19 protein-coding genes are annotated in these 19,738 nt (G+C 43.4%); 5 read left to right on the top strand and 14 right to left on the bottom strand.

The genetic code is table 11. The features are described from left to right. Positions 1-28: 28 nt before the first annotated feature. The 6 genes from UJ203_RS00830 to sppA form a co-directional block, all read right to left on the bottom strand. Positions 29-1,015, bottom strand: a complete 987-nt coding sequence (locus UJ203_RS00830; protein ID WP_322008410.1) for a class I SAM-dependent methyltransferase — start codon at positions 1,013-1,015, stop codon at positions 29-31. Between the two features lie 61 nt (positions 1,016-1,076). Further along, positions 1,077-1,580, bottom strand: coding sequence for a thiol peroxidase (gene tpx / locus UJ203_RS00825; protein ID WP_010335298.1), 504 nt, complete (start codon positions 1,578-1,580; stop codon positions 1,077-1,079). Positions 1,581-1,689: 109 nt separating this feature from the next. Further along, positions 1,690-2,145, bottom strand: coding sequence for a GerW family sporulation protein (ytfJ, locus tag UJ203_RS00820; RefSeq protein ID WP_024122491.1), 456 nt, complete (start codon positions 2,143-2,145; stop codon positions 1,690-1,692). A gap of 13 nt (positions 2,146-2,158) precedes the next feature. Beyond that, positions 2,159-2,839, bottom strand: coding sequence for a DUF2953 domain-containing protein (locus UJ203_RS00815; RefSeq protein ID WP_105953399.1), 681 nt, complete (start codon positions 2,837-2,839; stop codon positions 2,159-2,161). Positions 2,840-2,914: 75 nt separating this feature from the next. Beyond that, complete coding sequence (locus UJ203_RS00810) at positions 2,915-3,409, bottom strand: RDD family protein (RefSeq protein ID WP_322008409.1); 495 nt, start codon at positions 3,407-3,409, stop codon at positions 2,915-2,917. Between the two features lie 12 nt (positions 3,410-3,421). Beyond that, positions 3,422-4,429 carry a signal peptide peptidase SppA gene (gene sppA / locus UJ203_RS00805; RefSeq protein ID WP_044153849.1) on the bottom strand — a complete coding sequence of 336 codons (1,008 nt, stop codon included), beginning with the start codon at positions 4,427-4,429 and terminating at the stop codon, positions 3,422-3,424. A gap of 184 nt (positions 4,430-4,613) precedes the next feature. On the opposite strand from sppA, the gene UJ203_RS00800 reads away from it, so the two are divergent. Continuing rightward, a complete protein-coding gene (locus UJ203_RS00800) occupies positions 4,614-5,417 on the top strand; it encodes an NAD kinase (RefSeq protein WP_024122495.1) in 804 nt (267 codons plus the stop codon). A 34-nt stretch (positions 5,418-5,451) separates the two neighbouring features. Here UJ203_RS00800 and UJ203_RS00795 read toward each other — a convergent pair whose 3' ends face one another. From UJ203_RS00795 to UJ203_RS00775, 5 genes are all read right to left on the bottom strand, one after another. Then, positions 5,452-7,044 carry an amidohydrolase gene (locus UJ203_RS00795; protein WP_322008408.1) on the bottom strand — a complete coding sequence of 531 codons (1,593 nt, stop codon included), beginning with the start codon at positions 7,042-7,044 and terminating at the stop codon, positions 5,452-5,454. A 19-nt stretch (positions 7,045-7,063) separates the two neighbouring features. Beyond that, positions 7,064-8,653 carry an acyl-CoA synthetase MbcS gene (gene mbcS, locus UJ203_RS00790; RefSeq protein ID WP_105990208.1) on the bottom strand — a complete coding sequence of 530 codons (1,590 nt, stop codon included), beginning with the start codon at positions 8,651-8,653 and terminating at the stop codon, positions 7,064-7,066. A 177-nt stretch (positions 8,654-8,830) separates the two neighbouring features. Continuing rightward, complete coding sequence (sspA, locus tag UJ203_RS00785; protein WP_014114778.1) at positions 8,831-9,040, bottom strand: alpha type acid-soluble spore protein SspA; 210 nt, start codon at positions 9,038-9,040, stop codon at positions 8,831-8,833. Positions 9,041-9,132: 92 nt separating this feature from the next. Continuing rightward, on the bottom strand, positions 9,133-10,338 hold the full coding sequence (thiI, locus tag UJ203_RS00780) for a tRNA uracil 4-sulfurtransferase ThiI (protein WP_024122498.1): 1,206 nt from the start codon (positions 10,336-10,338) through the stop codon (positions 9,133-9,135). Positions 10,339-10,341: 3 nt separating this feature from the next. Next, the gene (locus UJ203_RS00775) at positions 10,342-11,487 is read right to left on the bottom strand and encodes a cysteine desulfurase family protein (protein WP_227598053.1); all 1,146 of its coding nucleotides are present in this window, start codon (positions 11,485-11,487) and stop codon (positions 10,342-10,344) included. Positions 11,488-11,679: 192 nt separating this feature from the next. On the opposite strand from UJ203_RS00775, the gene brnQ reads away from it, so the two are divergent. Beyond that, positions 11,680-13,020, top strand: coding sequence for a branched-chain amino acid transport system II carrier protein (gene brnQ / locus UJ203_RS00770; protein WP_024122500.1), 1,341 nt, complete (start codon positions 11,680-11,682; stop codon positions 13,018-13,020). Between the two features lie 89 nt (positions 13,021-13,109). Here brnQ and ezrA read toward each other — a convergent pair whose 3' ends face one another. Continuing rightward, a complete protein-coding gene (gene ezrA / locus UJ203_RS00765) occupies positions 13,110-14,798 on the bottom strand; it encodes a septation ring formation regulator EzrA (RefSeq protein WP_105953393.1) in 1,689 nt (562 codons plus the stop codon). A gap of 196 nt (positions 14,799-14,994) precedes the next feature. Between ezrA and hisJ the strand changes: the two genes are divergently transcribed. Then, on the top strand, positions 14,995-15,801 hold the full coding sequence (gene hisJ, locus UJ203_RS00760; RefSeq protein ID WP_105953392.1) for a histidinol-phosphatase HisJ: 807 nt from the start codon (positions 14,995-14,997) through the stop codon (positions 15,799-15,801). Here hisJ and refZ read toward each other — a convergent pair. Next, positions 15,785-16,420 carry a transcriptional regulator RefZ gene (gene refZ, locus UJ203_RS00755; RefSeq protein ID WP_010335311.1) on the bottom strand — a complete coding sequence of 212 codons (636 nt, stop codon included), beginning with the start codon at positions 16,418-16,420 and terminating at the stop codon, positions 15,785-15,787. The two genes, hisJ and refZ, sit on opposite strands and share 17 nt — an antisense overlap. A gap of 129 nt (positions 16,421-16,549) precedes the next feature. On the opposite strand from refZ, the gene UJ203_RS00750 reads away from it, so the two are divergent. Next, a complete protein-coding gene (locus UJ203_RS00750; RefSeq protein ID WP_024122502.1) occupies positions 16,550-17,038 on the top strand; it encodes a GAF domain-containing protein in 489 nt (162 codons plus the stop codon). A 44-nt stretch (positions 17,039-17,082) separates the two neighbouring features. Here UJ203_RS00750 and UJ203_RS00745 read toward each other — a convergent pair whose 3' ends face one another. Next, positions 17,083-18,825, bottom strand: a complete 1,743-nt coding sequence (locus UJ203_RS00745; RefSeq protein ID WP_322008407.1) for a diguanylate cyclase domain-containing protein — start codon at positions 18,823-18,825, stop codon at positions 17,083-17,085. Between the two features lie 294 nt (positions 18,826-19,119). Here UJ203_RS00745 and rpsD point away from each other — a divergent pair, with 294 nt between their 5' ends. Next, complete coding sequence (gene rpsD, locus UJ203_RS00740) at positions 19,120-19,722, top strand: 30S ribosomal protein S4 (RefSeq protein ID WP_024122504.1); 603 nt, start codon at positions 19,120-19,122, stop codon at positions 19,720-19,722. Positions 19,723-19,738 lie beyond the last annotated feature (16 nt).

The raw sequence follows: 19,738 nt of genomic DNA, 5'->3' as shown, positions 1-19,738 counted from the left end.
GACGGACGCTCAAACTGTTTTTCATTTTCTATTTTTCCTTAGTAAACCACGCATCTATTTGCGCCATCATATCGAGCATCGCCTTCTGGTTGGAGAAAGACGGCAGATTCGCAAGCAGAATTTGGTTTGGCGCTTTCGTCTCTTCATCCGTTTTCTGAAGCACAAGGATACTTTTGGCATGGGCTTCGTCTTTAAAAATTGATTTCGGCAGCTGCAATAGTGCATTGATATGAACCTTGTCCTTGAAAAACTGCTTCAGCTTGTTGCTTTGAGAGCTTTCAAACAAATGATTCGGGATCATAAAGAACAGGTAGCCGCCCGGTTTCGTATGCTTGACGCTTTGCTCAATAAACAAATGATGGGCGAAGGAATGGCCTTCATCCGCTTTCAGTTCAAAGGCTTTTGCCCCTTCGTCATTCGGATAATAGCCAACCGGCAGATCGCATATCACTGTGTCAACCGGATCGATAAACAGCGGCTCGAGGCTGTCCTGGTGGAACAGTTCCAGCTCTTTTTTTAGAAGGTTCGCCTGATCATAGGCGATTTTCAAGAGCACGTCATCTATCTCTATGCCATAGCTTTTCGCCGTATTTTCAGACAGCTGGTTTAACACGGTGAACAGAAGATTTCCCGTTCCGACAGCCGGATCAAGAAGCGTTAACTCCTTTTTTCCTGCCATAAATTTATTTACCAGATAACTGATAAAAAGCCCGATTGTGTCCGGCGTCATTTGTCTGTTTGGATGGGATATATCCTTTAATCCCTTTAGGACGGCAAGCTGGAATGCTTTGCGCACCCACTCGTGCTCATATGTGTCAAATTCGGCTTTTTCAAGCAGTGCTTGAAGCTTTTCAGCCTTCTCCTTCGGCAGCTTCAGCTGATCCGTTTTTTCAAGAAAATACATTTCTCCCGCTTCGGCAAGCGCTTCTATATATGAAATCTGCAATTCATTTTTTATGATGATCGCGGCATCATCCAGCAGCCCGTATACCGCACCTACATGATCGTTTTGCATAATGTGTTCCTCCTTGCCATGAAAAAAGCTCCGGCGGCAGCCTGGAGCTTTTTTCACCTGCTTACTTCAATAATGCCTTGGCAGCCTCAATCGGCTCTTCATAATTCGGGTGGTTCGTTGCTTCGCTTACATATTCAGCGTAAACGACTTTTCCGTTCTCATCAAGCACAAATACGGAACGCGCAAGCAGACGAAGTTCTTTTATGTATACACCGAACGCTTCGCCAAATGACATGTCTTTGTGGTCTGACAGAGTTTCTACTTTGTCAATTCCGTTTGCTCCGCACCAGCGCGCCTGTGCAAATGGAAGGTCCGCACTGATTGTATAAACATTAACATCTCCAAGCTTTGCAGCCTCTTCGTTAAAACGGCGGGTTTGTGCATCGCAAACGCCTGTGTCAATTGAAGGGATAACAGAAATAATCGTTACTTTTCCTTTCATGTCAGCTAACGATTTTTCTTCAAGGCTGTTTGTCAGCACTGTGAAATCAGGAGCTTGATCCCCTACTTTCACTTCTTGTCCGACAAGCGTAACCGGACCGCCTTTAAATGTAATTTCAGCCATTATAATTCCTCCCTTTCGTATGTATGTCTCTATCATAGTAAAGTTTCTTGCAAACTGCAAAGTTTATGCCAAAAAAAAGTTAACTGCGGCCGCCGCAGTTAACCCTTCTTTAATAATTCATATTGTTCATTTGGTTTTGATTTTGGCCTTGGTTTTGATTCTTGTTATTTTTCTTAAACATTTGCTGTATGCGTTCCAGTGTTTGAGGGGCTGCGTCTAGAATTTTCTCAATCAAATGAGTATTTTCATCTAAATGAAGCATTCTGATGCCAGTCGAACCGACAATTAAAAACGCGATCGGCGTAATGGACACACCGCCTCCGCTTCCGCCTCCGAAGGGCAGTTTTTGTTCTCTTGTTTCATCGTCTTCCGATTTTTTCTCAGCCGGCTTGCCGCCAAACTCGCTGCCGCCTGCGGCGAATCCGAATCCGACTTTAGAAACGGTTAAAATCACGCTTCCATCCGGTGTTTCAACCGGATCCCCGATGATTGTGTTAACATCAATCATTTCCTTCAAGTTTTCCATTGCGGTTTTCATTAAACCTTGGATGGGATGGTCTGCCATATACGCTTCCTCCTTAAACTGATGAATCATTCTTTGAAGTCATTCGAGCCGACGGATTTTTCTTTAATACAGAAAGCTCCCGTCCGTATTTGACGAATTTGAAAGCTGCAAGCATAGCATGTCCAAAGCGAAAAAAGAATATACACTGAAAATGGGTCTTGGAAACAGGGACTTGAAACGATGGAATCACTTCATAAACAGGCTTATTCACAAAGTCTAAATGGTCATGAAGCATAGCTGCGATACCGCCTTTGACTCCCCATACGGCACCCGTTAACACACCTGTCACTGCTGCGTCATGAACCCCGACAACTGTGATCCATTCGAGTTTTGTGATATGCAAATGCGCCATAAAAGAGGCGCTGATTTTCCTTAACTTGGTGACATGATGCAGAAGCATTTCAATTTTATTGATGCTTTGCTGCACATCATCAAACGTAATTTTTTTCTTGCTGCTGCTTTTTTTCACTTTCGATTTTGTGTTCTGTCTGATATCGACTGTTCCGTCATCTTTGTTCACCTTAATCGCCGGAATTGTTTTTTTAATCCGAACCAGGCCAAACAGCGTTGTAATTTTCAAAGTTATTTTGTCATTATCCTCAGCATGAAGATACTCCGCGGCAACATGAATTTTCATTCTGAGAAGCAGCACGATACCTATAAGAATAAGAATGGCTGACAGCACATATACCATATTCTTCACTTCCTCTAGGAAGCATTATCGCCCATTCAGCAAAAAATAAACCCGGACGGGGTCCGGGTTTGGCTGTTATTTACGATATAATTTTTCGTGCACCACAGTTGTATCAGCAATGTAATCGTGAATCCCCTGTTTTTTAGGAGAAAAAGCGACGACGATATATAAAATCCAAATCTTATCAATATACCGCCCGACCACTTCACGGAAAATCACAGTGCTCCATGTCAGCTTATGGCCCTGCTTGACAGAAATTACTTTGAGGCCGAACACCATTTTTCCGAGCGTTTGCCTGAAGTATTTGGTCATCAGCGCAAAATATGCCAGATAAACGAAAAGCGTTGTGATGCTGTACGCTGAGATGGTAAACATGCCGGATGTTTTCGGCAGATCCAGTAAAGTAAAGATGGGAGAAACGATTAAATGGTTTAACCCCCACACAACGAGCCAATCAAGCAGGAAAGCCCAAAAACGGACCCAAAAGCCCGCATATGCGTGTGTGAGCTGTTCCACTTGATCCGGGCCTGTGATGTCGCTGCGCTCTAACTCTTCAAATGTCGCATCCATTATTGATCCCTCCTACTTCGCATAGAGATACATCATTCTCGGCGAACCGGATTGTGAAAGGACTTCTCTCATATTCAGAAAATCAATTTCACTTTTAAACATTTTGTTCGCTCCCATGGTAAACAGAGAGCCTAATCCGAAGCTTTCCTCGTAAGAGACGACAGAAGCGTTTTTCAAGTTTTTATGGTCCTTTTTCATGGCCGCAATTGTATCATCATAAAATCCAAGTTCATCCACAAGATTCAGTTTTTTCGCCTGCCGCCCGTCATACACGCGTCCGTCCGCGATTTTCTTTACCTCCGCTTTCGATATGCCGCGGCCTTCTGAAATGACATCAACAAAGCCTTCATAGGAGTTATCAACCATAGATTGCATGATATTTTTTTCTTCTTTTGTCATCTCACGGGAAGGAGACATAATATCCTTGTGAGCCCCGCTTTTAATGGTCTCAAAAGAGATGCCGAGCTTATCAGCCAGCTTTGAGTAATTCACGCTCTCCATGATAACCCCAAGAGATCCTGTCAGGGTTTCCGGTGTCGCAAAAATTTTATCGGCAGCTGTTGAGATATAATAACCTCCGGAAGCTGCCATCGATCCCATTGACACATAGATTGGTTTTTTTGTTTCTTTTTTTACCTCTTCCAGTTTTTTATGTATTTCGGCGCTTTCATACACTCCGCCTCCCGGAGAGTTTACCTTGAGTACGATCCCTTTTACCGCATCATCCTCTTTTGCCTGCTCAAGGTTTTTTAAGAATGTTCGGTGGTTATACCCGTCTGAACCGAGCAGACTGCTTGAATCACCATTATCCTGAATGGTGCCGCTGACCTCCAAAACGGCGATTTTGCTGGAAAGGCTTCCGTTTTCAAGCGTCACTTCCTGGGATTCATCTGTCAGTGACGTAAGGTCTGTTTGAGCACCCTTGACACTTTCAAAGAAACTCATTGAGATACTGACGATGATGGACACGCCAAAAATTCCAAGGGCGATCACTAATGCGATCCATCTTTTTGCATTCATTTTTTCTCCTCCTTTTTCCCAAACTCTCTCATTATACGATTCAAATGAAAAAATGTTTCATTGATGAGAAAGCTCCGGCTTAACGGGCTGCCGGCAAACGTGGTACACTTATGACCAAAGGTATTTTATCACAAATACTGGATGGCAGAAAAACTTAAATATGACAGCAAAGGGGAAATGGGATATGACCGATCATCGCCGTAATGTTTATTTTTTTCACAAACAGGACCAGGAAACAAACAAACAAGTCAGCTCCTTAACACAATTGGCTGAAGAGAACGGATTTACTGTTGTCAATCAGCCTTCTGACGCCAATATTATTGCCAGTGTAGGCGGAGACGGTACATTTTTGCAGGCGGTCAGAAAGACGAATTTCCGTGATGACTGCTTATACGTCGGCATCACCAAAAAGGGGAAAGCTCATTTATACTGTGATTTTAATAGTGATGAGCATGAAAAAATGGTGGATGCGATGACGTTTGAACAAATTGAGGTCAGAAAATATCCGCTGATTGAAGTGACAGTGGATCAGACAAGTCCTTTTCATTGTTTAAACGAAGTTTCCATTCGTTCGAGCATAATTAAAACCTTTGTGATGGATGTGCTGATTGACGATCTGCACTTCGAAACGTTCAGAGGAGACGGGATGATTATTTCCACGCCTACAGGCAGCACAGCTTATAATAAGTCTGTGGCCGGAGCCGTCGTTGATCCGCTGCTTCCCTGCATGCAGGTGACGGAGCTTGCTTCGCTTAACAATAATACCTACCGCACTCTAGGCTCTCCGTTTGTCCTCAGCTCTGAACGAAAGCTGACGCTTCGTGTGGTGCAAGCCGGAAATGAACACCCGATTATCGGTTTGGACAATGAAGCACTCAGCACAAGAAACGTGAAAACGATTGAAATCAAGCTGTCTGATAAAAAAATAAAAACAGTGAAACTAAAGGACAATTCATTTTGGGAGAAAGTAAAACGGACATTTTTATAGAAAAAGAAAAGGACAGGCTATCCGCCTGTCCTTTTTACTGTTGATTCTCATATACAATCTGACCGTTGATAACGGTTTTTTCTATCTTTAAAAGATGAAGCTGTTTCGGGTCAATTGTAAACGGATCTTCACTGAGAACGGTAAAATCCGCGTCATACCCTTCGGCTATTTTCCCTCGTGTCTGCTCTTTGTAAATGATCTCAGCACTTCCTGCTGTATAAAGCCTGATAGCTTCATATACTGTTAAACACTCGCTTTCGTTATAGCTCGGACCGTTCTGTTCGCGGCTGCTTGTCCGGAGCACCGCAGACTGAATGCCGAGAAGCGGCTCAACAGGCTCAATCGGAGCATCAGAACCCCCTGCACATAAAATGCCTTTAGAGATCAGTGTTTTCCAAGCAAAAGCTGTTTTCATACGGCCTTCTCCAAGACGGTCAATCACCCACGGAAAATCACTGGCGACAAAATGAGGCTGAAGATCAAGAGCAATCGGCATGCGTGCTGCTTTTTCAATCAGCTCATCATTCAGCACCTGAGCATGGATCAGGCGATCATGCCGGCCGCTTTTTGGCGGATGCTGCTCGACAGCCTGCAGCACTTTTTCAAAGGCAAGGTCGCCGATGGCATGGACGGCAACCTCCATTCCTTTCTCTCTCGCTTTTTGAATGAGGCGGCTGAGTGTTTCATCATCATGGACTTGAACACCGTTTGTGGAAGGATCGTCATGATACGGTTCTTTTAACAAAGCTGTTCTCCCGCCAAGCGCTCCATCAGAAAATAGTTTCATCGCACCGAATTCAACGTACGGGCCAGACGGCTTCTTCATTTGCTCCCACCGATCAACCGCTTCATGATGAACGAGCAAATGACAGCGAAACGGATACTTTCCGCTTGCCGCAGCCTTCTCATAAGCTTTCATCGGAACGGACACATCGCCGTAATAAGACAAATCTTCCGAATGGCCGCCTGTCAGGCCTTTTGTCCAGCAATCCTGAATGGCCGCTGTAAGCGCCTGATCAACATAGTGCTGAGATACAGGCGGAACGGCTTGCAGGACCAGATCCTGCGCCTTATCAAACAGAAGCCCCGTCGGCTCGCCGTCTGCATCTCTGCCAATCACTCCGCCATCGGGATCAGGAGTGGCTTTTGAAATTCCTGCGGCTTGCAGCGCCGCAGAATTGACCGCTATTGCATGCCTGCATACCCTCTTGAGCAGGACGGGCCTGTCCGGGAATAAAGGATCAAGGTCATGCTTCGTCAAATAAGCCGGCTTCTCGAATTGATTTTCATTCCAGCCCTCTCCAATGAGCCAATCGTCTTCAGACAGGCTCTCTTCTCTTGCCTTCGCAGCCTGCAGCACAGTTTCTTTAGATGTAAACGAAGACAGATCAAGCTGGAGCTGTTTTTCTCCGTGCCCGATCAGATGCATATGACTGTCGACAAATCCAGGAAACATGACTGCTCCGTTCAAGCTGATGTCTTTTGTTTCCGGTGAACTGTATTTCTTCTTCAGACTCTCATAGCTGCCCGTACCTTTTATGACACCATCCTCAACATAAACAGCCTCCGTTTGGTGGCCTTCTTCGAGCATCGTATAAATGAAACCGCCGTGCCATATCGCCTTCATTCACGTTCACTCTCTTTCTTTACGCCTTTTTATTGGCTTTGAGCTGTTCTTCACGTTTTCTTAATTCTACTCGTCTGATTTTTGCAGAAGCCGTTTTCGGCAGGCTTTCGACAAATTCAATCTCTCTTGGATATTTGTATGGAGCCGTAATGGTCTTCACATGATTTTGCAGAACTTTGACAAGCTCATCACTGCGTTTTTCGTGATCTTGCAGGACAACGTATGCTTTAACGATGGAGCCTCTGATTTCATCAGGGCTTGCGACGACAGCACATTCTTTGACTTCCGGGTGCTTCACGAGCGCGTCTTCCACTTCGAATGGCCCGATCGTGTAGCCGGAGCTGATAATGATATCGTCATTCCGGCTTTCAAACCAGAAGTAACCATCCTCATCTTTTCTTGCTCTGTCTCCTGTCAGGAAATAATCGCCGCGAATTTGTGTTTTCATTCTGTCCGGATCTTTAAAATATTCTTTAAAGAGCGCCGGGGTGCTGAGGTGAACAGCGATATCACCAACCTCACCAGTTTTGCAGATTTCACCGTCTTCATTGATGATTTCCACCTGATTTCCCGGTGTCGGTTTTCCCATGCTTCCCGGTTTAATATCCATATCCTTTAAGACACCGACTAAAAGCGTGCTCTCTGTTTGACCGTATCCGTCTCTGACCTTGACGCCGAAATGCTTTTGGAACACGTCAATCACTTCGCGGTTGAGCGGCTCACCGGCTGAAACAGCGCTGTGCAGGGCTGAAAGATCGTAGCTATCTAAGCCTTCTACCTTAGCCATTAAACGGTATTCCGTCGGCGTACAGCAGAAGACATTGATTTTGTAGCGGTTTAAAAGCTCTAAATATTTTTCAGCTTTGAATCTGCCTTGATACACAAAACCTGTTGCTCCGCTTCCGAGTACCGCCAATAGCGGACTCCACACCCATTTTTGCCAGCCTGGCGCAGCAGTCGCCCATACGGTATCCTGTTCAGAAATATCAAGCCAAGCGCCGGCTGATGTTTTTAAATGAGCAAATGCCCATCCATGTGTATGTACAACACCTTTCGGCTGTCCCGTTGTTCCGGAAGTATAAGACAAGAACGCCATGTCTTCTCTTGTTGTATCAGCAGTTTGAAAACGGCTTCCATCCGCATCAATCGTTAATAGATTTTTCCATCCGGCATCATTTTCGCCAATAGAAAGTTTAATCAGGCGGTCTGCAGTACTGACATCACGGAAAGCGCCAATAAATGCAGAATAAACAATAGCGCCTTTCACTTCGGCATGTTCAATCCGGTATTCAAGATCTTTCGCACGAAGCATTTCAGAACAAGGAATAACGACCATTCCCGATTTCAGGATAGCCAGATAAACGGCATAGGCTTCGAGCACACGCGGCACCATTACAATCAGTTTATCTCCCTTTTTAAATCCAAGATCAGCCAGAGCCGCACCGATTTTATTTGTTTCTTCCATAAGCTTTTCATACGACCATGATTTTTGTTTGCCCGATTCATCCTCCCATAATAGGGCGGTTTTTTGTCCAGTTGCACTGAACTTTTCGATTTCATTAACTAAATTGTATTCCATTGGGGCAATTAAATCTTCTCGTTTCAACACGAACAACTCCTCACTTTCTCCACCCATTATACATAAATACATGCCGTTTCCGTAAGGATATGCCTAAAAACAAGCTCCATAAACATCGGTTTTTATAGGCCGCTGGTCCTTTTTTATAAAAAAACGAAAAAGAGTGGGGAAAAACCCCACTCCTAAGCCATTATGTGAAATTGTAAATTAGAATTGTCCTCCGCCCATGTTTTGTTGAGCAAAAGATACAAGACGTTTTGTGATCTCTCCTCCAACAGAACCGTTAGCGCGAGAAGTTGTTTCTGCTCCAAGGTTTACACCGAATTCAGAAGCGATTTCCAATTTCATTTGGTCGATAGCTTGAGCAGCTCCTGGTACTAAAAGGTTGTTGCTGTTACCTGAGTTATTGTTAGCCATGTGTCTCACCTCCTTGTGAGTATAGAATGTGTTAAAACACATGGCTTCATACAGAAAATCTTTGGTAATTGTATACAGGAGCCGGCTCTTAGTTAAAAGAGTTCTGCGAATTTGTCGTTAGCTTCTTGTTCGCTATATAATGTCATTGTTTCAATGTGATCAACCGCCTCTTGAATCAGCGGTTCAAAATCCACAAAGCTCTCAAAGTGTTCGATTTTTTCTTTTTTCGGGCGTGTTTTCGGACTTGGCGGCGTAAAGATCGTGCAGCAATCTTCAAATGGCTGGATGCTTGTTTCGTATGTGCCGATTTCCCGTGATATTTCGATGATTTCTGTTTTATCCATGGCGATTAACGGACGCAGAATCGGTGTAGACGTAACCGCATTAATCGCGTACATGCTTTCAAGCGTCTGGCTCGCTACCTGTCCGAGGCTTTCCCCCGTAATAATGGCGAGCCCGTTTCTTTTTTCTCTGATTCTGTCGGCAATTTGAAGCATTAAGCGGCGGGTTGCCGTCATCGTATAGTTTTCAGGAATTTGTTTTTGGATCAGCTCTTGCGTCTTTGTAAACGGAACGATATGAAGCGTCATGCTTCCTCCGAAGCGAGACAGACACTTCGCTAAGTCCATCACTTTTTGTTTCGCACGTTCGCTTGTGTATGGCGGGCTGAAGAAATGGACAGCTTCTACTGAGAGTCCTCTTTTCATTGCGTAAAAACCGGCTACCGGGCTGTCAAAACCGCCGGAAAGCATCAGCATCGCTTTCCCTGCTGAACCGACAGGAAGTCCGCCGGCGCCTTTTTCATTGCGAATCGTCAAAAAGGTTGCTTCCTCCCTGATTTCAATTCTGAGCGGAATGTCTGGATTGCGGACATCAACTGTCAGCCCTTCTGTATTTCGCAAAATATGGCCGCCGATTTCAGCGTTCATTTCATTCGTATCTAATTCAAACTGTTTATACGCTCTCTTTGTCGCGACTTTAAACGTATCACCAGGCTGATATTGATCCTTGATCGCCTGCAGGGCAGTTGTCTTAATATCATCAAGGCGGCTCTCACACTTAATGGCCAGACTGAAGCTTTGAATGCCAAACACCTGTTTCAAATGTGGAAAAAGAGCCTCAGGGTCCACTCCATTTAATGTAATCGTCATACGATCCCGATTAGAAAAGTATTTTAATGTCGGATAGTCTTTCAGGACAAGCCTGACGTTTTGCTTTAAACGTTCAATAAAGCTTTTTCTGTTTTTTCCTTTGGTTGATATCTCCCCAAAACGAATTAATATATGATCGTAATTCATGTTCTACCTCATCATTTTTTTTAGTTTTTTGATGCCAGGCACAAGCGCGTTCATAAATGGCTCTGTCACATCGCTTGTCTGGCTGTAGTTTAAGCTGATTCTGATGCTGCTTCCGGCGATCTGCTCTCCCTTGCCCATCTGTAACAGGACTTTGCTCGGTTTATGTTCCTTTGCCGAGCAGGCTGATGTCGTTGAAACGAATATATCCTTTTCCTCCAGCATGTGCAAAAGCACCTCCGCTTTTATGCCCGGCACAGAAAAATTAATGATATGCGGAGCGCTATTGAATTGAGGCGTATTTAAGACCACACCGTCTGAATCACTCAGCCTTTTCATAAACAATTCCTTTGCGGCCGCCATTCTTTCAAGGTGATGATGATAATCATCAGCCGCAAGATTGATGGCTTTGGCCAGTGAAACCGCACCTGCTGTATGCTCGGTTCCTGCACGTATGCCTTTTTGCTGAGAGCCGCCTGTTATCAGCGGGATAAGACGCGTTCCTTCCTTTACTAAAAGTGCACCTGTCCCCTTCAGTCCGTGGAATTTATGGCCGGATATGGAACAAAGATCAATGCTGGCATTCTCGATCGCCAAGGGAACTTTAAAGATGCCTTGCACATAATCGACGTGAAACAGAATGTTCGGATACTGCTTCAGCACTTCTCCGGCCTCTTCAATCGGCTGCACGGAGCCAACTTCATTGTTCACATGCATCATGCTGACAAGCACGGTATCCGGCCGAATCGCATCTTTCAGTTCCTTAATGGACACAAATCCATCTTCATTTACTGAAAGATAAGTTACTTCAAACCCGAATAGCTCTGTCAGCTGCTCCAAAGATTCAGTAACGGACGGATGTTCGATAGAAGTGGCAATGATATGTTTGCCTGTTTTTATCTTTGACAAAGCGGCTCCTTTTAAAGCCACATTATTAGCTTCTGTAGCACCTGACGTAAATACAATATCATAATTCTTTAGGCCCAAGGCTCTTTTTATTTGATTTTTGGCTGCCTGAAGCAGCTGTTCCGTTTCGGCTCCATATCGGTGCAAAGATGAAGGATTGCCAAAATATCGGCTGCTAGTCTGTTCATAAACGTTCAAGACTTCATTATACGGTTTGGTCGTTGAACTATTATCTAAATATATCATCTTTTTTTACTCCTTTATGAAAGCGGTACAAGGTATGATATTTATGTTACCATAACAAAATTTAATAGAAAATTACAAAAAGCTAGTATTGACTTCTAAATTTTTTACCATATAATAAGATTTGTTCGTTTCGTCATATTATCTGACAATTAATTGACAGAATATTTTAACATAATTATTAGGAGGATTTTCATGAAACACTCACTGCCTGTCAAAGATACCATTATTATTGGTTTCATGCTATTTGCGCTATTCTTTGGAGCAGGAAATATGATTTATCCGCCGGAACTTGGACAAGCAGCCGGACACAATGTCTGGAAAGCCATCGGCGGATTTTTACTGACCGGGGTAGGTCTGCCTCTTCTCGGAATTATCGCTATCGCATTAACCGGCAAGGATGCTAAAGGACTTGCTGATAAAGCTCACCCTGCATTCGGTACAGTATTTACTGTTGTGCTTTATTTATCAATCGGACCATTATTCGCCATCCCGAGAACAGGAACCGTTTCTTATGAAATTGGTGCAGTTCCGTTTCTGGCTGGCGTTCCTGAAAGACTGTCTTTATTAATTTTTACACTCATCTTTTTCGGCATTACTTACTATTTAGCGCTAAACCCAACTAAAGTCGTGGATCGAATCGGAAAAATTCTTACTCCAATTAAATTCACAATTATTTTAGTGATTGTTCTCAAAGCGATTATCACGCCTATGGGCGGTTTAGGTGCAGTAACGGAAGCATATAAAGGAACACCGGTATTTAAAGGATTTTTGGAAGGCTACAAAACAATGGACGCGCTTGCTTCAATCGTATTTGGTGTTGTCGTTGTAAATGCTGTGAAAAGCAGAGGCGTTACACAATCAAAAGCTCTTGCCGCAGCTTGTATTAAAGCCGGAATAATTGCTGCATTAGGGCTGACATTCATTTATGTTTCTCTGGCCTACCTAGGTGCAACAAGCACAAACGCAATCGGGCCTGTTGGTGAAGGAGCTAAGATTTTATCAGCATCGTCCCATTATTTATTCGGTTCATTAGGAAATATCGTACTTGGATCAGCTATCACAGTCGCGTGTTTAACCACAAGCGTTGGGCTTGTCACTTCTTGCGGCACATATTTTTCAAAGCTTATCCCTGCGTTATCATATAAAGTTGTCGTTACCATCGTCACTTTATTCAGCCTGATGATTTCTAATTTCGGGCTTGCTCAAATTATCGCTTTTTCAGTTCCTATTTTATCAGCTATTTATCCGCTTGCCATTGTCATTATCGTTCTTTCATTTATTGATAAGCTCTTTAAAGAAAGACGTGAAGTTTACATTGCATGCTTAATCGGTACAGGATTATTCAGTATTTTAGACGGAATAAAAGCAGCAGGCTTTTCGCTCGGAGCTCTAAATACGTTTTTAAATGAGAATCTGCCGCTATACAGCCTTGGCATCGGCTGGGTGATTCCTGGAATCATCGCTGCCATTATCGGCTATATTCTTACCTTTTTCATCGGTACATCCAAACAACAGCTTAAAGAAATAAGTTAATGTTATGGTCGCCTGCGTTACTGCGCAGGCATTTTTTTAATAAAAAAGAGCCCGCTCATAAACTGCGGGCTCTTTTTTACGATCTGAATTTAAGCGGATAAATCTGCTTTTATTTTTTTCACAGCACCTGGCGCAGCTTTCTCTACAGCTGCAGCCGCAATTTCATAGGATTCTTCATAATCATAAGCGTAAAACCGTCTTTCCGCTTCTTTCAGCTGTTCAGATAAAATATGGTTCTGGCTTCTGAATCGGTTTCCGAACTGAATGATTTTTTCAATCAGCATAACCTGCTCTACCAGTTCCTCTGATTCCCGGCTTGCCCTGTTCACGATATCTTCCGCTTGTTTCAGGTGGGCTCCGGCTTCTTCCATATTTAAAGGAATTTCGTTTAATTGATTGACCGTTTCTTGAATGTGATGATGGGCGTTTTCCAGCATCTCTTGAATATGACTCGGGATGCCCGGGATGTTGCTTGTCTTCAGCAGTCTTGCTGTTTCAGAAATTGTTTTTTTCAGATTGCCAAGTGTCTCTCTCGCCTGCAGTTCTTCTTTTCTAAGAGCCTGCAGCTTTTCACGGTAATCCGTATGGTCTTTTTTCACTTCTTCAATCTGCTTCTCAATTGATGCGACCTCTTCAACTAAAAGAGAGTAGGCGACATGATCTGCATCCAGCTTATCTTTTACTGACGCAAGCAGCTTGCCGACTTCATCAATGCGCTTTTCAAAGGCCTGCTGTTTGCCTAGCTCACCAGCTGTCAGTCTGTAGCTTTCCTTCACCAGTTCAGTTTCCGCCTTTGTCTGCTCCTTCTCTTCTTTCAGCTTATCGTAAGCAATGATCAGCTCAGGCATTTTGCTTAACACAGATTGGCCTGCTTCAACTTCACCCTCGAGCTGCTGGTAAACAGATTGAATATTTTCGTCTATGAGCTGCAGTATGGCAGATGCTTCATCAATATCCAGCTCAGTCATCAAAACATGTTCTGCCCGTTTCAGCTGATTTGACAGATTTTCCAGTTCCTTATCAATCTGGATATGCTCAAGCTTATACCCTTTCTCTTTCATTTCGCGATATCCGTCTTTGAGCTTTGCAATCTGGCCCGGCAGCGTCTGCTTGCAGTCGGCTAACAGTTTCGGCACATCATCTATGTACGACTGAAGCCGTTCTAGATTGCGGTCCTGCTCAAGGAGAACTTTTCTTGCAGTAATATAGTTCCCGCCCTCTGTCTCTTCTTCAAACTGTTTGATCCCGCTCCAAATCTCGTCAAGATCTGCTTCAAGGCTGTCATAAAGCTCTCCGTAAAGGTGGCTGTATGCCAGCAGGTTTTTTCGGGACTTTGAGTAGCGTTCTCTTACCTGTTCAATCTCTTCGCGGCTCTTTTCTTCACTTGTGACGAGATTGCTGATTTCCCGGAGTATCTTTTCAATGTTCGATTCCGCCGCTGTCAGGAGATCGTCGATATGAACGAGCACTTGATTGGCTTTTTTAAACCGGTATTTGTCCGCGCATTCTTCGGCATCATAAAGGAGCTCTTCAACTTTCGGCATATGGGCAGTGACAATCTCATCCCATTCTTCACGCCATTTCTCAAAGAACTCTTCTGTCTGCCCCGTCATTTTCAGATGTTTAATTTTGGACATTTCTTCCACTATCGATCGATTGAGAATTTCAATCTTCCAAGATTCCAAACGATCAATTTCCGTGTAGATTTTTTTCCTGAAAAAGTAGCCCGCCGCAAACAGCGCGAGCAGTACAATTAATAATCCAATGACAAACTCCATAATGAGCCCCCTTGCTGTTAACCTTAATCTGTCAGGGTGTTTTATTTATTCAGAAAGATTTCAGGATATGTATTGAGAAAAACTGTCGTTTTCATTGTTATTATGATACCATGTAACCAACATTTTTTGAGCAGAAATCAAAAACTTTTTGTGCAAAATCGGCAGGATTTGACTATTTTTTCACGAGGTGACACCAATGCTAAAGCGAGACGGACATATTCACACACCATTTTGCCCTCACGGAACAGCAGACACACTCAGACAATATGCGGAGGAAGCGATAAAAAAAGGCTTTCAATCAATTACGTTTACAGAGCACGCTCCTTTGCCTCCCTCTTTTACCGATCCGACACCGCAAAAAGACAGCGCAATGGCGCAAGCCTCTTTGGAACGCTACATTAATGAAATTTCCGGATTAAAAAAAGAATATCGCGGACAGCTTGACATACGGACCGGGCTTGAAGTCGATTATATTGCTGAATACGAAGATGAAATCAAATCGTTTCTGAATACATACGGCCCATTTTTAGATGACTGTATCTTATCCGTTCATTTTTTGCGCACAGGCTCGTCCTATCTGTGCCTCGACTATGATGAGCATACATTTAAAAAGCTGATCTCAGAGTGCGGAAGCATCGAAGCTGTATATGAACTGTATTACCGCAGCATTTATTCTTCTATTGTAGCATCTCTCGGCGCCTATAAGCCAAAAAGAGTCGGTCACATCACACTCGTTAAAAAATTCATCAGGCTGTTTCCTTATAAAATGTCCGATCATATTCGCAGACTTGCTTCTGAGTGCCTGAACGCTGTCAAGGAAAACGGAATGGAGCTCGACTTTAATACATCAGGTCTGAGAAAAACATACGCGGGGGATATTTATCTGGAGGATTGGATGATTGAGGCGGCGAAGCAAAAAAACATCCCGCTTGTATTCGGGTCTGATGCCCATCAAGCGGGTGATGTCGGATACGCGTATGAGAAATTTACTGAACTGCGCTAATTTGTGACCGCATGTCTCCTGTCCGGAATACGCTTCTGATCCAAATCTTGATTTCTTCAAAATACATTTTATAAAAGTACGGCTCGTGCGGCTGCATATAGAGCACTTCTGAAATATATTGAGGCTGGAGATAGGGCATCATCAAGAGAGATTTTAATTGAAGAATAAAATGAGGCAGCGGCAGCGTTAAATGTTCTCGCTGTTTTTCTCCTTCCTCAATAATCAGCTGGAAGATATACTTTTCCTTCATCAAGTACGTCGACATTATTTCTCTTATTAAAGTCGAATCAATGGTGACTTCCCGGTAGACAAACCGAGTTAATTGACGATTGTTATGCTGATAGGATAAAATATCGAAAACCAATTGGAGAAGCTGTTCCTGCGTGCTTTGAAAAGAGATGTTGCCTGCCGCTGTTTCAAGTGTTTTATTGTAGCCTTCGTAAAACTCTGAAACTAAGTGTTCCATCAAACCTCCTTTGCCTTTAAAATAGTAGGAGATGTGCGCAACATTTACATCAGCTGACTTTGCAATTTCACGGACAGATGTGCCAGAAAATCCTTTTTGGTTAAAGAGCATGACAGCAGATTCAATAATTTTGTCTTTGGTGCTTACTTTCATACCGGCTCACTCCTTCCTCTTGTTACAAATTCAAGGCGGAGACCGGCTGTTCCTGTAAGAACTTATCGACAAATGCCGGCAGAAAAGCCGGGATTTTGTTTTATATTATAGAAAAAGTGAGGGTTTTCCATGTTTCATGTCGAACAACAATCTGGAGATAAAGAAAAAGACTATCAGCTTCTGCTCAAACAGCTCGAAGCCATAACAGAAGACGAAACAGATCAAATTGCAAACTACGCAAATGCGTCAGCACTGCTTTATCATTCATTGCCTGAGGTCAACTGGGCCGGTTTCTATTTTGCTAAAGAAGGGGAAGGACAGCTTGTGTTAGGACCGTTTCAAGGTCTGCCGGCATGTGTTCGTATTCCTTTCGGCAAAGGCGTTTGCGGAACAGCATATGCAAACGGAAAAGCAGAGAGAGTTGCGGATGTAAACGCATTTCCGGGACATATCGCCTGTGATGCAGCATCTCAATCAGAAATTGTGCTTCCGATTCATGTAGACGGAAACCTAGTCGGCGTTTTGGACATTGACAGCCCTGTCAAAAACCGATTTGATGAGATCGATGAAAAGTATCTTACACAATTTGCAGAAATCCTTGAAAAAGCTTTAGTGTAGAGCATACAACAAAAGCCCAAAACATGTAGCGTTTTGGGCTTTTTTCATTTTATCGACTCGTGAATCATCAAACGGTTTTTCCCGCTGCGTTTCGCGGTGTAAAGCGCTTCGTCGGCCTCGTGAACAAGCTCCTTCAAGGATTTTTTCGATTCTGAGTCCCAGCAGGAGATTCCGCATGAAATGGTCACCTCAGGCTTCGTGCTTTTTCTCACCGCACAAACAAGCCTTTCGGTAATCCGTTCCCCGACAGCTACCGTCACATTCGGAAGGTAAACCGCCAGCTCCTCGCCCCCCCAGCGGGCGCCGACATCATGCTTTCGAATATTGCTTTTGATAACGGAAGCGACTTGTATTAAAATCTCGTCCCCTGTCTGATGTCCGTACGTATCATTTACATTTTTAAAATTATCAATATCAACAAGAATAAAAACGCCTTTTTGATGAATTTTCATGCTGTATTGGATTTTTTCATCTAAATAGACTCTTGAATACAGCTCTGTCAGCTGATCCGTTTTCACCAGATGCTCAAGGCGGTCGCGAAGCATCGAATTGGTCACAGCCAGCGTTGCGTGATGAATCAGCGCTTGGAACAGCTTGTACATTTCAAATGTAAAAGCGTACATTTCCTTTTTCAGCAAAACGGCGAATCCCAGGAGCTGGTCATTCTCCATCATCGGAACAGCCATAAGTGAACCGTATCCGGCTTTCCCAAACACAGACTGTCCATTTCCGATAAAAACGCCATTCTCTCCTTCGTACAGTTTTTCTTTTATTTCATTATATATATCAGACGACTTCGTTTCTTTAAAAAATGCTGTGCTCCCGGGAAGCAGTGTCTGATGTTCAAAATGGTCAATATGGAAAAAACCCACTTCTTCAGCATGAAATGATTCAGCCATTCTCACAGCAAGATCGTTCATCGTATCCGTCAGCGTCAGCCGCTGGTTGAGACGGCGCGATGTTTCATTAATTAATTCCAAGTTTGCAATACTTGTTTTGGATTGTTCATAGAGCTGGGCATTTTCAAACGCCTTTCCCGCCGCATTTGCTATCAGTGACATTTCATCAAGGTACACGTCGGTAAGAGGACTGTCTCCCGCCCCACCTGCCATCAGAACGCCGTACGTTCCCTGCTGCCCTTTAATTGGGATGTAAGCGACCGTTTCATTTTTCCGCAAAATGTTCCCGGATAGATAGACTTTAAGCGCAAAGGAATCGGCATCTTCCCCTTCCATATACAGTTCCTTTGCAGGAACACCTATACATTGGTCCTGATCATGAGAAATAAACAGAGAAAATTGAAACAGGGGAAACGTGGTGTGTAAGCTTTCAAGAAGCTTCTTCAACACTTCCGTCTGGTCGAGCAGCGAATGGAACAGTTCTGTCATTTTGTATATCTTTTTTTGATAGATTGTTTTGATATAAAGTCTTTCCTGTTTCATTGACTGATTCAAAAAAGAAGAAATCAAATCCGGAAGCTCTTCCGGAAACACTCCGTCCTGCCTGCATGTTAAATGAAAGCTCCTGCCGGAGACATGATCCTCGATAACATAAAATGAGGCATTTATTTTCGATGCAGAAAAATGCACTTCATCCTCTGTCATTTGTGCCATGTGATCAGATGGAGACGGTATAAGGGATACGCAAAGTGATGGAAAATATGTTTGAATAGCCGATGTCAGCCATAAAAGAGAGTCGGTGAATGAGACCTTTTCAGATTTGGTTAATAAAAAATCGAGCAAATGATAACGAAAGGCGGGTAATTGATCTTTTGTTTGTTCTATCATGTTTTATCACCTAAAAAGTTTACCACTAATTTTTGTTTATTATATCATAAACAGCAAAGCGATAATGGATGAATGGTTGACTTCAAAACAAATAAATTATATAATGACCTTTGTGTGAAATATTGCAGCCTTTTTGTTCAGCTTCTATGTTTTCATTTTGTTCCTTATCAGTAAGGTGTATCGTGTAACTCTCTGCTGCTGGAGCGAGGATACATGAAAACAAAATGTACATGGTCGAATAGAACAGACGGTTTTTATTTTCCACAAAAATAAAACCAAAGGAGGAGTCACATTATGGCTCGCTATACAGGTCCATCTTGGAAACTGTCCCGCCGTCTAGGAATCTCTCTTAGCGGAACAGGAAAAGAATTAGAAAAACGCCCTTACGCTCCAGGTCCACACGGCCCAGGACAACGTAAAAAATTATCAGAATACGGTTTGCAATTGCAAGAAAAGCAAAAGCTTCGTCACATGTACGGTGTAAACGAACGTCAATTCCGCACACTGTTTGACAAAGCTGCAAAAATGACTGGTAAACACGGTGAAAACTTCATGATTCTTTTAGATTCTCGTCTTGATAACGTTGTGTACAAGCTAGGTTTAGCGCGTACTCGCCGTCAAGCTCGCCAATTGGTTAACCATGGCCACATTACTGTAGACGGAAGCCGCGTTGACATCCCGTCTTACCAAGTAAAAGCTGGTCAAACAATCGGTGTTCGCGAAAAATCAAGAAACCTTTCTATCATCAAAGAATCTGTTGAAGTAAACAACTTCGTTCCTGAATACCTTACTTTCGACGCTGAAAAGCTTGAAGGTACATTCACTCGTCTTCCAGAGCGTTCTGAACTTGCTCCGGAAATTAACGAAGCGCTTATCGTTGAGTTCTACTCTCGTTAATCGTTTAAAAACCCCC

The organism is Bacillus sp. V26 (assembly GCF_034296245.1).
Classification (GTDB): domain Bacteria; phylum Bacillota; class Bacilli; order Bacillales; family Bacillaceae; genus Bacillus; species Bacillus halotolerans.
The sequence above is the reverse complement of the archived record's forward strand: the minus strand, read 5'-3'. Positions and strand labels throughout refer to the sequence as shown.

What these genes read in the sequence shown, in the direction of transcription:
- UJ203_RS00830 (WP_322008410.1), bottom strand. Translation starts at nt 1,015, where the DNA reads ATGCAAAACGATCATGTAGGTGCGGTATACGGGCTGCTGGATGATGCC.
- tpx (WP_010335298.1), bottom strand. Translation starts at nt 1,580, where the DNA reads ATGGCTGAAATTACATTTAAAGGCGGTCCGGTTACGCTTGTCGGACAA.
- ytfJ (WP_024122491.1), bottom strand. Translation starts at nt 2,145, where the DNA reads ATGGCAGACCATCCCATCCAAGGTTTAATGAAAACCGCAATGGAAAAC.
- UJ203_RS00815 (WP_105953399.1), bottom strand. Translation starts at nt 2,839, where the DNA reads ATGGTATATGTGCTGTCAGCCATTCTTATTCTTATAGGTATCGTGCTG.
- UJ203_RS00810 (WP_322008409.1), bottom strand. Translation starts at nt 3,409, where the DNA reads ATGGATGCGACATTTGAAGAGTTAGAGCGCAGCGACATCACAGGCCCG.
- sppA (WP_044153849.1), bottom strand. Translation starts at nt 4,429, where the DNA reads ATGAATGCAAAAAGATGGATCGCATTAGTGATCGCCCTTGGAATTTTT.
- UJ203_RS00800 (WP_024122495.1), top strand. Translation starts at nt 4,614, where the DNA reads ATGACCGATCATCGCCGTAATGTTTATTTTTTTCACAAACAGGACCAG.
- UJ203_RS00795 (WP_322008408.1), bottom strand. Translation starts at nt 7,044, where the DNA reads ATGAAGGCGATATGGCACGGCGGTTTCATTTATACGATGCTCGAAGAA.
- sspA (WP_014114778.1), bottom strand. Translation starts at nt 9,040, where the DNA reads ATGGCTAACAATAACTCAGGTAACAGCAACAACCTTTTAGTACCAGGA.
- thiI (WP_024122498.1), bottom strand. Translation starts at nt 10,338, where the DNA reads ATGAATTACGATCATATATTAATTCGTTTTGGGGAGATATCAACCAAA.
- UJ203_RS00775 (WP_227598053.1), bottom strand. Translation starts at nt 11,487, where the DNA reads ATGATATATTTAGATAATAGTTCAACGACCAAACCGTATAATGAAGTC.
- brnQ (WP_024122500.1), top strand. Translation starts at nt 11,680, where the DNA reads ATGAAACACTCACTGCCTGTCAAAGATACCATTATTATTGGTTTCATG.
- ezrA (WP_105953393.1), bottom strand. Translation starts at nt 14,798, where the DNA reads ATGGAGTTTGTCATTGGATTATTAATTGTACTGCTCGCGCTGTTTGCG.
- hisJ (WP_105953392.1), top strand. Translation starts at nt 14,995, where the DNA reads ATGCTAAAGCGAGACGGACATATTCACACACCATTTTGCCCTCACGGA.
- refZ (WP_010335311.1), bottom strand. Translation starts at nt 16,420, where the DNA reads ATGAAAGTAAGCACCAAAGACAAAATTATTGAATCTGCTGTCATGCTC.
- UJ203_RS00750 (WP_024122502.1), top strand. Translation starts at nt 16,550, where the DNA reads ATGTTTCATGTCGAACAACAATCTGGAGATAAAGAAAAAGACTATCAG.
- UJ203_RS00745 (WP_322008407.1), bottom strand. Translation starts at nt 18,825, where the DNA reads ATGATAGAACAAACAAAAGATCAATTACCCGCCTTTCGTTATCATTTG.
- rpsD (WP_024122504.1), top strand. Translation starts at nt 19,120, where the DNA reads ATGGCTCGCTATACAGGTCCATCTTGGAAACTGTCCCGCCGTCTAGGA.